Source organism: Hydrogenophaga laconesensis, from assembly GCF_031457235.1.
Classification (GTDB): Bacteria; Pseudomonadota; Gammaproteobacteria; order Burkholderiales; family Burkholderiaceae_C; genus Hydrogenophaga; species Hydrogenophaga laconesensis.
The window spans coordinates 46,390-60,943 of record NZ_JAVDWE010000010.1 but is presented as its reverse complement, the minus strand read 5'-3'; the positions used below and the strand labels follow the sequence as shown (position 1 = coordinate 60,943).

General features: G+C 67.8%; 12 protein-coding genes. 11 read left to right on the top strand and 1 reads right to left on the bottom strand.

What is annotated here, in order from left to right:
- Window positions 1-16: 16 nt before the first annotated feature.
- Window positions 17-673: a DedA family protein gene (locus J2X09_RS17250; protein ID WP_204732116.1), complete on the bottom strand. Its 657-nt coding sequence runs from the start codon at window positions 671-673 to the stop codon at window positions 17-19.
- Window positions 674-709: 36 nt separating this feature from the next.
- Here J2X09_RS17250 and mutL point away from each other — a divergent pair, with 36 nt between their 5' ends.
- The 11 genes from mutL to pgi all read left to right on the top strand — a co-directional run bounded on the left by mutL (window position 710) and on the right by pgi (window position 14,553).
- Window positions 710-2,623, top strand: a complete 1,914-nt coding sequence (gene mutL, locus J2X09_RS17245) for a DNA mismatch repair endonuclease MutL (protein ID WP_374726515.1) — start codon at window positions 710-712, stop codon at window positions 2,621-2,623.
- A gap of 139 nt (window positions 2,624-2,762) precedes the next feature.
- Entirely contained in the window at window positions 2,763-4,106 is a 1,344-nt protein-coding gene (gene gdhA / locus J2X09_RS17240) for an NADP-specific glutamate dehydrogenase (RefSeq protein ID WP_204732118.1), read from the top strand.
- A gap of 125 nt (window positions 4,107-4,231) precedes the next feature.
- Window positions 4,232-5,110, top strand: a complete 879-nt coding sequence (locus J2X09_RS17235) for an alpha/beta hydrolase (protein WP_204732119.1) — start codon at window positions 4,232-4,234, stop codon at window positions 5,108-5,110.
- 43 nt (window positions 5,111-5,153) lie between these two features.
- On the top strand, window positions 5,154-6,416 hold the full coding sequence (locus tag J2X09_RS17230; RefSeq protein WP_204732120.1) for a Bcr/CflA family efflux MFS transporter: 1,263 nt from the start codon (window positions 5,154-5,156) through the stop codon (window positions 6,414-6,416).
- Window positions 6,417-6,421: 5 nt separating this feature from the next.
- Complete coding sequence (gene miaA / locus J2X09_RS17225) at window positions 6,422-7,390, top strand: tRNA (adenosine(37)-N6)-dimethylallyltransferase MiaA (RefSeq protein ID WP_204732121.1); 969 nt, start codon at window positions 6,422-6,424, stop codon at window positions 7,388-7,390.
- The gene (locus tag J2X09_RS17220; protein WP_310308868.1) at window positions 7,387-8,046 is read left to right on the top strand and encodes an ABC transporter ATP-binding protein; all 660 of its coding nucleotides are present in this window, start codon (window positions 7,387-7,389) and stop codon (window positions 8,044-8,046) included. Before miaA ends, J2X09_RS17220 begins: the two co-directional genes overlap by 4 nt.
- Window positions 8,047-8,198: 152 nt before the next feature.
- The gene (zwf, locus tag J2X09_RS17215) at window positions 8,199-9,674 is read left to right on the top strand and encodes a glucose-6-phosphate dehydrogenase (RefSeq protein ID WP_204732123.1); all 1,476 of its coding nucleotides are present in this window, start codon (window positions 8,199-8,201) and stop codon (window positions 9,672-9,674) included.
- A 4-nt stretch (window positions 9,675-9,678) separates the two neighbouring features.
- A complete protein-coding gene (gene pgl, locus J2X09_RS17210; RefSeq protein WP_204732124.1) occupies window positions 9,679-10,413 on the top strand; it encodes a 6-phosphogluconolactonase in 735 nt (244 codons plus the stop codon).
- 16 nt (window positions 10,414-10,429) lie between these two features.
- Entirely contained in the window at window positions 10,430-12,310 is a 1,881-nt protein-coding gene (gene edd, locus J2X09_RS17205; RefSeq protein ID WP_204732125.1) for a phosphogluconate dehydratase, read from the top strand.
- Window positions 12,311-12,320: 10 nt separating this feature from the next.
- Entirely contained in the window at window positions 12,321-12,959 is a 639-nt protein-coding gene (eda, locus tag J2X09_RS17200; RefSeq protein ID WP_204732126.1) for a bifunctional 4-hydroxy-2-oxoglutarate aldolase/2-dehydro-3-deoxy-phosphogluconate aldolase, read from the top strand.
- 16 nt (window positions 12,960-12,975) lie between these two features.
- Entirely contained in the window at window positions 12,976-14,553 is a 1,578-nt protein-coding gene (gene pgi, locus J2X09_RS17195) for a glucose-6-phosphate isomerase (protein WP_204732127.1), read from the top strand.
- The last annotated feature ends 1 nt before the right edge of the window (window position 14,554 follow it).

Here is a 14,554-nt window from a genome sequence, read left to right as displayed (position 1 = left end):
CCAGGCGCGGTGGCGCTCAGGCAGCGCTGCCGCGCTTGGCGTCGCGGCTGGCCTTCCAGCCGCCGTAGATGGCGATCAGGCCCGGCACAAGGATCAGTGCCCAGATGATCATGCTGAGGTTTTCCTGCACCCACGGCAGGTTGCCGAACAGGTAGCCGGCCCCGGTCAGGCCCACCACCCAGATCAGCGCACCGATCACGTTGAAAGCGGTGAACTTGGTGCGTGTCATTTCGGCCACACCGGCCACGAAGGGCGCGAAGGTGCGGATGAAGGGCATGAAGCGCGCGAGGATGATGGTGATGCCACCGTACTTCTCGTAGAAGGCATGCGCCTGGTTGAAGGCGTTGCGGTTGAACAGGCGCGAGTTCTCCCACTGGAACACCTTGGGACCAAAATAGCGGCCGATGGTGTAGTTCGTCTGGTCCCCCAGGATCGCGGCGATCACCAGCAGCACCATCACCAGCGGCAGGCTCATGAGCCCCGCACCGCACAGCGCTCCCACCACGAACAACAGGGAATCCCCCGGCAGGAAGGGCATGACCACCACACCGGTCTCGGTGAAGATGATCAGGAACAGCAAGGCGTAGACCCAGGCGCCGTAGTTCTGCACGAATGTCTGCAGATGCTGGTCCACATGCAGGATGAAGTCGATGAGGAAGGTAACGATTTCCATGGCAGGGGCATTATCACTGCCACCTACAATTTGCCCGTGACCAGCCTTCCGCCCCTTCCCACCGCTCCTCGCCGCCCCATCCTTGAACTGCCCGACGAGCTGATCAGCCAGATCGCAGCCGGCGAGGTGGTGGAGCGCCCGGCCTCGGTCGTGCGCGAGCTGGTGGACAACGCGCTGGACGCTGGCGCGACGCAGATCACGCTGCGCCTCCAGGCCGGCGGCGTGCGGCTGATCAGCGTGGAAGACAACGGCTGCGGCATCCTGTGCAACGAACTGCCTCATGCGCTCAAACGCCATGCCACCAGCAAGATCGCCAGCCTGTCCGACCTCGAATCGGTCGGCACCATGGGCTTTCGCGGCGAGGCGCTGGCCGCCATCTGCTCCATCGCCGAGGTGTCGCTGCTCACGCGCGTGGACACACCGGATGAACCGCACGGGTGGCTGCTCGACGGCCGCAGCGGCGAACTGCAGCCCACCGCGCGCGCACCGGGCACCACAGTGGAGGTGCGCGAACTCTTCTTCGCCACGCCCGCGCGCCGCAAGTTCCTCAAGACCGACGCCACCGAACTCGCCCATTGCATCGAGGCCGTGCGCCGCCACGCGCTGGCCCGACCCGACGTGGGTTTCGCCATCTGGCACGACGGCAAGCTGGTGGCGCAATGGCGCGCGGTGGCAGGTCACGGTATCGAAGCATTGCGCCAGCGCCTGGCCGATGTGCTGGGTGAGGATTTCGTGGAGCAGGCGGTGGTGGTCGACTGGCCAGTGGACGCGCCAACCGACACCGAAGGCCAGCCGCAACGCCTGCGCGTGTGGGGCTTCGCCGGCGTGCCGGACGCCGCCCGCTCGCGCGCCGACTGGCAGTTCGCCTATGTGAATGGCCGCTACGTGCGCGACAAGGTCATCACCCATGCCGCGCGCAGCGCCTATGAAGACGTGCTCCATGGCCACCGCCAGCCGGTGTACGCGCTGTTCGTCTCGCTCGACCCGTCGCGTGTGGACGTGAACGTGCACCCTACCAAGATCGAGGTGCGTTTCCGCGACAGCCGCGAAGTGCACCAGGGCGTGCACCATGCGGTGGAAGCGGCGCTCGCAAAGCCCCGCTCCGGCAACGCCGCCGAAACGCCCGCGCCAGCATTCCCTGCAGCCCGGGCCCCGGCCATGCCTGCCACGCCGGCCTGGACGCCGCCCGTCCGCCAGGCCCCGTTCTCGTTCGCCCCGCGCGAGCCCGAGGTGGGCCACCGCGTGAGCGACGTGGGCGCGCTGTGGAGCACCGTGCCCGCCACGGCATCCACACCGCAACCGACTCCGGGCGAACCCTCCGCATCCGCACCGCAGGGCACGCCATCGCAACCCCTGCCCGAGGGGGACTGGCCGCTGGGCCGTGCCATCGCGCAGTTGCAGGGCGTGTACATCCTGGCCGAGAACGCACACGGTCTGGTGGTGGTGGACATGCACGCCGCGCACGAACGCATCGTGTACGAACGGCTCAAGCAACAGCTGGACGACCAGCAGGTGGCCAGCCAACCTCTGCTCATCCCGGCGACCTTCGCCTCCACCCCCGACGAGGTGGCGACCGCCGAAAGCTGTGCCGGGGTGCTGGCCACGCTCGGCCTGGAGGTGACCGCGCTCTCTCCCAGGACGCTGGCCGTGCGTGCGGTACCGACCACGCTGGCGCAGGGCGATCCGGTGGAGCTGGCGCGCAGCGTACTGGCCGAACTGGCACAACACGACGCCAGCACCGTGGTTCAGCGGGCGCGCAACGAGTTGCTGGCCACCATGGCCTGCCACGGCGCCGTGCGTGCCAACCGGCGCCTCACGCTGGACGAGATGAACGCGCTGTTGCGGCAGATGGAAGTGACCGAGCGTTCCGACCAGTGCAACCACGGTCGGCCCACCTGGCGGCAAATGGGCATAAAGGAGCTCGACGCGCTGTTCCTTCGTGGCCGCTGACGCCGCGCAAACGCACCAAAACAAAGCGGACAGTGCGCGCTTCGGCTCACCGGTGTTGAAACACGCCAAAACGGGGCGTTTTGCGACGCGAAATGCAGGTTACGCATAATCTCATGCACCTTTTTGAAGCATGAGACACATGAAATACACCTCGGCCCATCAATTCCTCGAACACGTCGCCCAGCAAAACCCCGGTCAGCCCGAATTTCACCAAGCCGTCTCCGAGGTGATGGAAAGCCTGTGGCCTTTCATTGCCGCACACCCCCGGTACGCCGAACACGGCTTGCTCGACCGCCTGGTCGAACCCGAGCGCGTGGTGATGTTCCGAATCTCCTGGGTCAACGACCATGGCGATGTGCAGGTCAACCGCGGCTACCGCATCCAGCACAGCTCGGCCATTGGCCCGTACAAGGGCGGCATGCGTTTTCATCCGTCGGTGAACCTGTCGATCCTGAAATTCCTGGCGTTCGAGCAGACCTTCAAGAACGCGCTGACCACCCTGCCCATGGGCGGCGGCAAGGGCGGCTCCGACTTCGACCCCAAAGGCAAAAGCCCTGGCGAAGTGATGCGCTTCTGCCAGGCCCTGGTGAGCGAGCTGTTCCGCCACGTCGGTAGTGACACCGACGTGCCGGCTGGCGATATCGGCGTGGGTGGCCGCGAGGTGGGCTTCATGGCCGGCATGATGAAGAAGCTCAGCAACCGCGCCGATTGCGTCTTCACCGGCAAGGGCCTGTCGTTCGGCGGATCGCTGATCCGCCCGGAAGCCACCGGTTACGGCACCGTCTACTTCGCCGAAGAAATGCTCAAGCGCCAGGGCAAGAGCTTCCAGGGCATGCGGGTGAGCGTCTCGGGCTCGGGCAACGTGGCGCAGTACGCGGTGGAAAAAGCCATGGCACTCGGCGCCAGGGTGATCACGGTGTCGGACTCCAGCGGCACAGTGATCGACGAAGACGGCTTCAGCCCCGCCAAACTGGCCGAGCTGATGGAGGTGAAGAACCACCTGTACGGCCGCGTGAGCGACTACGCCGAGCGCACCAAGACACGCTTCGAGCCCGGTGTGAAACCCTGGGGCGTGCCGGTGGACGTGGCACTGCCCTGCGCCACACAGAACGAGCTGGACGCCAACGACGCCGCCACGCTGATCAACAACGGCGTGATCTGCGTGGCCGAGGGCGCCAACATGCCCACCACCATGGAAGCCGTCCAGCGCTTCGAGAGCGCCGGCGTGCTGTACGCGCCGGGCAAGGCCAGCAATGCTGGCGGCGTGGCCACCTCCGGGCTGGAGATGAGCCAGAACGCGATGCGCCTGTCCTGGCCGCGCGACGAGGTGGATTCGCGCCTGCACGGCATCATGTGTGGCATCCACGAGGCATGCCTGCAGCATGGCCGCCGCGCCGACGGCACCGTGAGTTACGTGGACGGGGCCAATATCGCCGGTTTCGTGAAGGTGGCGGACGCGATGCTCGCGCAGGGCGTCATCTGAGCGTGATCTGGCGCACGCCTGCGAGGGTTTGACCCGACGCCCGCGGTGGCATGGAACCTGCACCATGAGGGAAAGCGCCTGTATCAGGCCTGAACTTTCCCTGATCCGGTGCATCCATTACCGCCATGAAGCGCCTCATCGCTGCCCTGCTCGCCGCCCTGGCCCTGTTGGCCGGGTGCGCCACGCTGGACGAGAAGCAGCGCGTCTGGATCTTTCAGCCCTCGGACCGCAGCTGGGCCGGTGGCGAGGCCGCGGCACAAGGCATGGAAGACGTGTGGATCGATTTCCACTCACCCCGGACCGGCAAGCCGGTGAAGCTGCACGGGTTGTGGGCGGCGCACGACGATTTCGCGCAACGCAAGGACGCCCCGATCCTGCTGTACCTGCATGGTGCGCGCTTCAATGTCATCGGCTCGGCCTTCCGCGCGCGGCGCATGGAAGACCTGGGCTTCTCGGTGCTCGCCATCGACTACCGGGGCTTCGGCAAGAGCACGAACGAACTGCCTTCCGAGACGACCGCCTACGAGGACGCCCGCGCGGCCTGGGACTGGCTGGGCAGGAAATACCCGGGGCGACCACGCTACATCTTCGGCCACTCGCTGGGCGGTGCCATCGCCATCGAGCTGGCGGCCCAGGTGGACGACGAGGCGGGTACGGTGGTGGAGGGGACCTTCACATCCATCCCGGACGTCGTCAGCACCTTCAAGTGGGGCTGGCTGCCGATCTCGCTGCTGATCACCCAGCGCTTCGAGGCGGTCAAGCGCGTACCCGACATCGGCTCGCCGCTGCTGGTGGTGCATGGTGGCGACGATCGGCTGATCCAGCCCGAGCTCGGACGCAAGCTGTACGAGGCGGCGAAGGGTCGCAAGGCTTTCGTGCTGGTCGAGGGGGGCTCGCACCACAACACCAACTCGGTGGGACAGGCGCAGTACCGCACGGCGCTGGCCAGCCTGTTTGGCATGTACGACGGGAACGAGAACGCGCTGAGGGTCGTCCAGCAATAGCCCGGGAATGCGACCCACGGGGGACTCTGCTACCCTCGACCGGATGCCCGCCCCGCTCCCTTCTCCCGCCATGTCGCCCGGCCTGATCGTGCTGGTGCTGTCGTTGCTGCTGGGCCTGCAACCGATCGCGACAGACCTCTACCTGCCTGCCCTGCCCGCGCTCACTGCGGGCTTCGGTGCGCCGATGCACCAGGCCCAGCTAACGCTCACCGCCCTGTTGCTGTGCTTCGGTGTGTCGCAACTGGTGTGGGGGCCCCTGTCAGACCGCTTCGGGCGCAGGCCGGTGCTGCTGGCGGGCATGGCAGCCTTCGTCGCGGCGTCGATCGCCAGCACGTTCGCCCCATCGATGGAACAGCTCATCGTCTGGCGCGCGATCCAGGGCACGGCGATGGGTGCGGGTGTGATGTGCGCGCGCGCCATCGTGCGCGACCTGTACGCGCCCAGCGAAGGTGCCCGCGTCATGTCCAAGGGGCTGACCGGGCTGGGCGTGATCGCCTGTGCCGCCGCACCCGTGGGCAGCCTCCTCTCGGACCTCTTCGGCTGGCGCGTCTCGCTGCTTTCGCTGGCGGTGTTCGGTGCCATCGCGCTGCTGGTCGTGGCCTGGCGCTTTGAAGAGACCCTGGTGCAGAAAAATCCGCACGCGCTGGCGCCGCGCACGCTGGTCGGCAACTGGGTGCTGATCGCGCGCCATCCCACTTTCTGGGCCTTCGCCCTGTTGTCAGCCACGTCCTATGGTGGCCTCTTCACCTTCCTCGCCGCGTCGTCGTTCGTCTTCATCCGCGTGCTGGGCCTGTCCACCACCGCGTACGGCGTGGTGATGTTCAGCATGTCGCTGGTCTACATCCTCGGCACCTTCCTGTGCCGCCATCTGCTGCCTCGACTGGGCCTGCGCCGCACGGTCGCGCTGGCCGGGGCGATGACACTCACCGCCGGCACGAGCATGGGCCTGCTGGCCTTGCTCGGGGTGCAGAACGCATGGGCCATCCTGGTCCCGTTCTGGCTTTTCATGCTGGCGCACGGCGTGCACCAGCCTTGTGGGCAGAGCGGCGCGGTCGGGCCGTTCCCGCAGGCGGCGGGCGCGGCCTCCGCCCTCAGTGGATTCCTGTCGATGCTCGCGGCATTCCTCATGGGCGGATGGCTAGGCCGCAGCCTGGCCGGCATTGCCGACGGCAGCGGCTCGGTGCTGCCGCTGACCAACGGTCTGTGGTTCTGGAGTGTGCTCATCGCCACCGTGGCCTGGACGCTGGTGCAGCGCCACGGCGAAATGCGCGCCGCGCCGCAGCGCATGCCCGTCTCCACACCGTGAACGGCATGGCCCAACCTCCCCGCTGCATCGCCCTGGCGGGCCCCACCGCCAGTGGCAAGAGCGCGGCCTCACTGGCCATCGCGCAGCGCTGGCCGGTAGAGATCATCAGCGTGGACTCTGCGCTGATCTACCGTGGCATGGACATCGGCAGCGCCAAACCCAGCGCCGAAGAGCGGGCGCAGGTGCCGCACCATCTGATCGACATCCTCGATCCGCTACAGAGCTACAGCGCCGCCGATTTCGTGCGCGACACACTGCGCCTGGTCGACAAGATCGCCGGCCGCGGCCGCACCGCGCTGCTGGTGGGCGGCACCATGCTGTACTTCAAGGCCTTGCTCGTGGGCCTGGACGACATGCCGCAGGCCGACACCAGCGTGCGCGAGCGCATCGAAGCCCGCGCGCGCGAACAGGGCTGGCCCGCGCTGCACGCCGAACTCGCGCGCGTGGACCCGGCCACGGCAGCACGGTTGCCGCCGAACGATTCGCAGCGCATCCAGCGTGCGCTGGAGGTGTACGAGGTCTCCGGCCGCCCGATCTCCAGCTTCCAGACCGGCCGCATCCGCAACCCGGACAGCCCGCTCGAGCCCGAGCACCTCATCTCACTCGAACCTCAAGACCGTGCCTGGCTGCATGCGCGCATCGCCCAGCGTTTCGATGCCATGCTCGCCCACGGTTTCCTCGATGAGGTGCGCGCCCTGCGCGCGCGCGGCGACCTGTCCACCGAGCTGCCCTCCATGCGCTGCGTGGGTTACCGCCAGGCCTGGGACATGCTGGACGCACACGGCGATGCGCTCACGCGCGAGCAGCTGGCCGAGCTGCGCGACCTGGGCATCTTTGCCACGCGCCAGCTGGGCAAACGCCAGATCACATGGTTGCGCTCCATGCCGCGGCGCCAGGTGATCGCGTGCGACGCGCCCGACGCGCTGGCGCAGGTGCTGCGCAAGGTCGACGATCTGCTGGAGCCGGCCTCGTGAACGGCACAGCGCTGGACGTGCAAGGGTTGGGCAAACGCTACGGCCACACGCCCGTGTTCAGCGGTGTCGATCTGACCGTGGCCTCGGGCGAGTTCGTGGCCATCGTCGGCGAATCGGGCGTGGGCAAGTCGAGCCTGCTCAATTGCCTCGCTGCGCTGGACGACTGGAGCGAGGGCCGCATCCTTCACCAGGGCGTCGACCTCGGCACGCTCGACGAGGCACAGCGCGCGCACTGGCGGCGCCAGCACCTGGGTTTTGTGTTCCAGGCCTTTCACGTACTGCCCCATCTCGACGTGGCACAGAACATCGGCTTGCCCTTGCTGCTGCTGGGCCAGCCGGACACGGCACGCGTGGAACAGATGCTGCAAGCCGTCGGGCTCGACGGGCTCGGGGCACGGCTACCGGCCGAGCTCTCGGGTGGGCAACTGCAGCGCGTGGCGATCGCGCGTGCACTGGTGCACCGCCCCGGCCTTCTGCTGGCCGACGAGCCCACGGGCAACCTGGACCCGGCGACCGCCAAGCAAGTGATGGACGTGCTGCAGCAGCAGGCGTCGGACAGCGGCGCGGCACTGGTGCTCGTCACGCACTCGAGGGCCGCCGCCGCTCGGGCACAGCGCGTGCTTCACCTCACCGCCACCGGCTTGCACTCGGCCTGATGCACCGCGGTCGAATCTGCGCGCCCTGACACGTTTTCCGCGTGCAAGGCGCGGTGCATCGCGGTAAGGTCGTGCCATGGCCGGGTAAAAAAGAATCGGGCATGTAACTTGATTACAATAAAATCCAAAATCACAAGTAACTAAATTAGACAATGGCTCAATCGACTCCCACGCCTGCGGCTACCGCTCCGCTCGATCTCGTGATCTTCGGCGGTGCGGGCGATCTCTCCGTTCGCAAGCTGCTGCCCGCGCTGTACATGGCGCACCTGCACAGCAACCTGCCGCCCGCCACGCGCATCCACGCCCTGGGACGCCAGCCCTGGGACCGCGAGACCTTCACCACCTTCGTGCACGACAAGGTGCGCGGCTTCATCGCACCGGAGTCGCTCGACGAAAAGGCATGGCAAGGCTTCGTGGCGCGCCTGGGCTATGTGTGCCTCGACGCAACGCAGGCCGACGACTTCAAGCACCTGGCCAGCGCCCTGCAGCCGGGCTCGGACCGCGTCTATTACCTCGCCACCGCACCCACGCTGTTCACCGGTATCTGCGCTCACCTGCACGGCGCGGGCCTGATCGACGAGCGTGCGCGCGTGGTGCTGGAAAAACCCCTGGGCCACGACCTCGCCTCCGCGCGAGCGATCAACGACGAGGTGGGCCGCTACTTCAGCGAGACGCAGACCTTCCGCATCGACCACTACCTGGGCAAGGAGACGGTGCAGAACCTGATGGTGCTGCGCTTTGGCAACATCATTTTCGAGCCGCTCTGGCGCAGTCCCTACATCAAGAGCGTGCAGATCACGGTGGCCGAATCGGTCGGTGTCGGCAGCCGCGCCGGTTTCTACGACGGCACCGGTGCGCTGCGCGACATGGTGCAGAACCACCTGCTGCAATTGCTGTGCATCGTGGCCATGGAGCCCCCCGTCTCGCTCGACCCCGATGCCGTTCGCGACGAGAAGCTCAAGGTGCTGCGATCGCTGCGCCCCATGACCGAAATCGACGTGGCGCGCGACACGGTGCGCGGGCAGTACACCGCCGGTGCCTCGAACGGCGACAGGGCCGTGGGCTATCTTCAGGAAGCCAATGTGCCGGCCGACAGCACCACCGAGACTTTCGTGGCGCTGCGCGCGCACATCAACAACTGGCGCTGGGCCAACATCCCCATCTTCCTGCGCACCGGCAAACGCATGGCCGAGCGCCGATCGGAAATCGTCATCGAGTTCGCCGACCTGCCCTACACCATCTTCCCGGACGCGCCGCGCCAGCCGGTCAACCGGCTGATGATCCGCCTGCAGCCCGAGGAACACGTGCAACTGCAGATGATGGCCAAGGAGCCTGGCAGCGGCATGCGCCTGCGCCCTGTGAGCCTGGACCTCGACCTCGAGTCCGCTTTCAGCGCACGCCGCGCCGAGGCCTACGAGCGCCTGCTGATGGACGTCATCAAGGGTCGCCTCACGCACTTCATGCGGCGCGACGAACTGGAAGCCGCCTGGACCTGGGTCGAACCCATCCTCGAGGGCTGGAGCAACCTCAGCGAGAAGCCCCGCCCGTACACCGCGGGCAGCTGGGGGCCCGCGGCCTCGTCCGCGCTGATGGCCCGCGAGGGTTCCGCCTGGGTGGAGGAGGCATGAGCGCATGGACAAGCAAGACGACCTGACACCGACGCTCAGCCTGCAGGTCCACCCTGCCGGCAACGCGCACGAGCTGGCGCAGCAGCTGGCGCGCCACGTCGCGCGGCGCCTGCGCGAGGCGATCACCGTGCGCGGCCACGGCGTGCTCGCGGTCTCGGGTGGCAAATCCCCCGTCGCGATGTTCGAGCAGTTGCAGCGGCAACCAGTGGAATGGGCGCGCGTGAGTGTGCTGCTGGTGGACGAGCGTTGCGTGCCGCACGACCACCCCGACAGCAACACGGCCCTGGTGCGCAAGCATCTGCTGCAGGGCCCCGTCGCCTCGGCGCGCTTCGTCCCCTTCTTCGACCACCTGCCTCCCACGCTCAGTGACAGCGCGCTGGATGCGCTGGCCGAGAGCGCGAACCACCGCCTGGCCGCACTCCCCTGGCCCATGGATCTCGCGGTGCTGGGCATGGGTGAAGACGGCCATACGGCATCGATATTTCCACGCACACCAGGTCTGGCGCGTGCGCTGCACGGTAGCGGTCCGGTGACCTGGCAGCGTCCACCCGCCACCGCGCACGCGCGCCTCACCCTCACTCTGCCCGCCCTGCTGGCCACGCGCGAACTGGCGCTGTCGATCACCGGTGCCAACAAGCTCGCCGTGTACCAGCAGGCCCGGCTCGGTGTCGATGAAAGCCTGCCGGTCTCACTGGTGCTGCACCAGCATCTGACGCCCTTGAGCGTCTGGCTGGCCTGAACACGAGATACCCACGATGACAAACCACGCCCCACTCCACCCCACGCTGGCCCTGGTCACGCAGCGCATCACCGAGCGCAGCGCAGCCACCCGTGCCACCTACCTCGCCTCCATGGCCGCGCAGCGCAAGAAGGGCACACAGCGCACCGGCATGGGCTGCGCCAACATGGCCCACACCACGGCCGCGCTGCCGAAGGCGGACAAGCTCAAGATCCACGCGGAGCGCTCGCCGCATCTCGGCATTGTCACGGCCTACAACGACATGCTCTCGGCACACCAGCCGTACGAGACCTATCCACAGAAGATCCGCGACCACGCGCACGCACTCGGCGCCACGGCACAGGTGGCGGGTGGCGTGCCAGCCATGTGCGACGGCGTCACGCAAGGCGCGGCGGGCATGGAGCTCTCGCTGTTCTCGCGCGACGTGATTGCGCTCTCCACCGCCGTGGCGCTGTCGCACAACGTGTTCGACGCCGCGCTCATGCTCGGCGTGTGCGACAAGATCGTGCCGGGCCTCTTCATGGGTGCGCTGCAGTTCGGCCACCTGAGCACCGTGTTCGTGCCCGCCGGTCCGATGACCTCGGGCCTGTCGAACGACGCCAAGGCCAAGGTGCGGCAGCAGTACGCGCAGGGCCTGGTGGGGCGCGACGCGCTGCTCGAATCGGAAGCCCAGGCGTACCACAGCCCCGGCACCTGCACCTTCTACGGCACGGCCAACAGCAACCAGATGCTGATGGAGATCATGGGCCTGCACCTGCCGGGCGCGTCTTTCGTCAATCCAGGGACGCCATTGCGCGATGCCCTCACCCTGGGAGCGGTCAAGCGCGCCGTGGCCAACACCGGGCGCACGGGCGAGCCCGCGCTCAGCCTGTCAGACATCGTGACCGAAAAAGCCCTGGTCAACGGCATCGTCGGCCTGCTGGCCACCGGCGGTTCCACCAACCACACGCTGCACCTGGTGGCCATGGCGCGTGCCGCCGGCGTGCTGATCGACTGGGACGATTTCGCCGAGCTCTCGCACGTCATCCCCCTGCTGGCCCGCGTGTACCCCAACGGCAGCGCCGACGTGAACCACTTCCATGCCGCCGGGGGCATGGGCTTTCTCATGCGCCAGTTGCTCGATGCAGGCCTGCTGCACGCCGATGTGCAGACCGTGATGGGCCCAGGCCTCGAGGCCTACACGCGCGAACCCTGGCTCGACAACGGCCAGTTGGCCTGGCGACCCGTGCCCGAGCGCAGCGGCGACCTTTCGGTGCTGCGGCCGGTGTCCGAACCCTTCAGCGCCGATGGCGGCCTGCGGTTGCTGCAAGGCAACCTCGGGCGCAGTGTGGTCAAGGTGTCGGCCGTGAAGCCCGAGCACCGTGTGGTGCGCGCGCAAGCCGTGGTCGTGAGCGATCAGCAGGACCTGCTCACCCTGTTCAACGAGGGCAAGCTGGAACGCGACCTGGTCGCCGTGGTGCGGTACCAGGGGCCGCGCGCCAACGGCATGCCCGAACTGCACAAGCTCACACCGCCGCTGGCCGTGCTGCAGGACAAGGGTTTCAAGGTGGCGCTCGTCACCGACGGCCGCATGTCCGGTGCCTCGGGCAAGGTGCCTGCGGCGATCCACCTCAGTCCCGAAGCGCTGGCGGATGGTCCGATCGCACGCGTGCGCGATGGCGACTGGATCACGCTGGACTGCGAGCGCGGCGTGCTTGAGCTCGAGGTGAACGAGCGCAGTCTGGCCCGGCGCAAGGTGCAACACCCGGACCTCAGCGCCAACGAACATGGCACGGGCCGCGAGCTGTTCGGCCTGTTCCGCCAGCATGCCGGCCCGGCAGAATGGGGGGCTTCGCCCTTGTTCGGCACCGTCCCGGCGGAACACCCCAACGCCACCGTTGAAAGCCCTTCAGCCTGACACCGCGACCATGACGACCACCTGCTTCACCCGCCCGACCTTCACCTCGCGTGTTGTTCCCGTCATCGTTCTCAGCGAGGAGGCTCAGGCCGTGCCGCTGGCGCATGCGCTGCTCGAAGGCGGCATCGACGTGATGGAGATCACCCTTCGCTCCGGGGTGGCGCTGCGCGCCATCGAAGCCGTGGCGCGTGCCGTGCCCAAGATGCACCTGGGCGCAGGCACCGTCACCCGCGCTGCCGAGGTGCCGCAGGTGATCAATGCAGGCGCGAAGTTCGCGCTCTCCCCTGGCTGCTCCGACGCGCTGGTGGAGGCGGTGGAAGCCTCCAAGCTGCCCTTCATCCCGGGCGTGATGACGCCCAGTGAGGTGATGCGCGCGCGCGACATCGGTTTCCGGCTGATGAAGCTGTTCCCGGCGGCGCAGGCCGGTGGCATCAACATGCTCAAGGCCCTGGGCGCTCCGCTGCCAGACGTGCGTTTCTGCCCCACCGGCGGGGTGAGTCCGGAGAACCTTCGCGATATCCTTTCGTTGCCCAACGTCGCCATGGCAGGTGGTTCCTGGCTCACGCCTTCCGACGCGCTGCGCCAGGGCGACTGGAAACGCATCGCCCGCCTTGCACGAGAAGCCACCACCCTGGCCACCGCTGTCTGACCCACACGCCCGATACATGACCCCGCCCACCACCCTGCCCGCCTGGGCACAGCTCCAATCCCTGGCCGGCGCAGCCCAGCCCCACCTGCGCGATGTGCTGCCGGCCGACCACGGCCGCGCCGAGCGCATGAGCCTCAAGGTCGCTGGCATCACGCTCGACGCGAGCCGCCAGCGCGTGTCGCCCGCCATCCAGCAGGCATTGGTGGCGCTGGCCGACCAGTCCGGCGTGGCGGCGCAGCGCGACGCCATGTTCCGCGGTGAACGCATCAATGCCACCGAGGACCGCCCCGTGCTGCACGTGGCGCTGCGCGGCGATCCGCTGCACACCGGGCCGTGGGGCGCGGAGGTGCAGAAGGACGTGCAACGCGAACTGGCCCGCATCTGCGACTTCGCGGAAGCCCTGCGTGCCGGCACCGTGCTCGGGCACGCCGGCGATGCCATCACCGACATCGTGAACATAGGCATCGGCGGCTCCGACCTCGGCCCGCGCATGGCGGCCGATGCGCTGGCCCACCTCGCCCATCCGGGCCTGCGCGTGCATTACGTATCCAACCCCGATGCCTGGGCCCTGTGGAGCGTGCTGCGCGGGCTCGATGCCCGGCGCACGCTGTTCATCGTGTCGAGCAAGACCTTCACCACACAGGAAACGCTGACCAACGCCGCGAGCGCCCAGCGCTGGCTGACCGACCACGGCGTGCCCGCGGACGCCGTGGCCCGCCACCTGGTGGCCATCACCGCCAGCCCGGCGCAAGCCGCAAAGCTCGGTTATGCCGCAGAGCGCACCTTCCTGTTCTGGGACTGGGTGGGCGGACGCTACTCGGTGTGGTCCGCGCTCGGCCTGCCGCTGGCCATTGCCATCGGCAGCGAGCATTTCCGGCTGTTCCTCGCCGGTGCGCGCGCGATGGACGAGCATTTCTGCTCCGCGCCACTGGCGCAGAACCTGCCGGTGCAGCTGGCCCTCAACGGCATCTGGAACCGCAACTTTCTCGGTCTGCCCACGCACCTCATCGTGCCCTACGCCTCGCGCCTGGTGCGCTTCACGCCCTTCGTGCAGCAGATGGACATGGAGTCCAACGGCAAGCGCACGCACACCGATGGCTCGGCGGCCTCCGTGGACACGGGCCCCATCGTCTGGGGCGGGCTGGGCATCGACGGGCAGCACGCCTACTTCCAGCTCATTCACCAGGGGCGGCACACCGTGCCGGTGGACTTCATCGGTGTGCAGAACGAAGACACCCCATTGCCACTGGCTGCGACACACCACGGTGTGGTCAACCTCAACCTGCGCGCCCAGGCCGAAGCCATGGCGCGCGGCCGCTCGCTGGCCGACACCCAGGCGCTGCTGCAGCAGGACGGCATGGGCGAGGCCGAGGCGAAGGCCATGGCCGGGCACCGCAGCTTCGAAGGCAACATCCCCAGCCACATCCTGTGGCTCGACCGGCTCGACCCCGCCAGGCTGGGCGCGTTGATCGCGCTTTACGAACACAAAGTGTTCACCCAGGCCGCCATCTGGCGCATCAACGCCTACGACCAATGGGGCGTGGAGCTGGGCAAGACCATGGCCAAGGCCATGGAGCGACAGGCGGCGGGCTGAG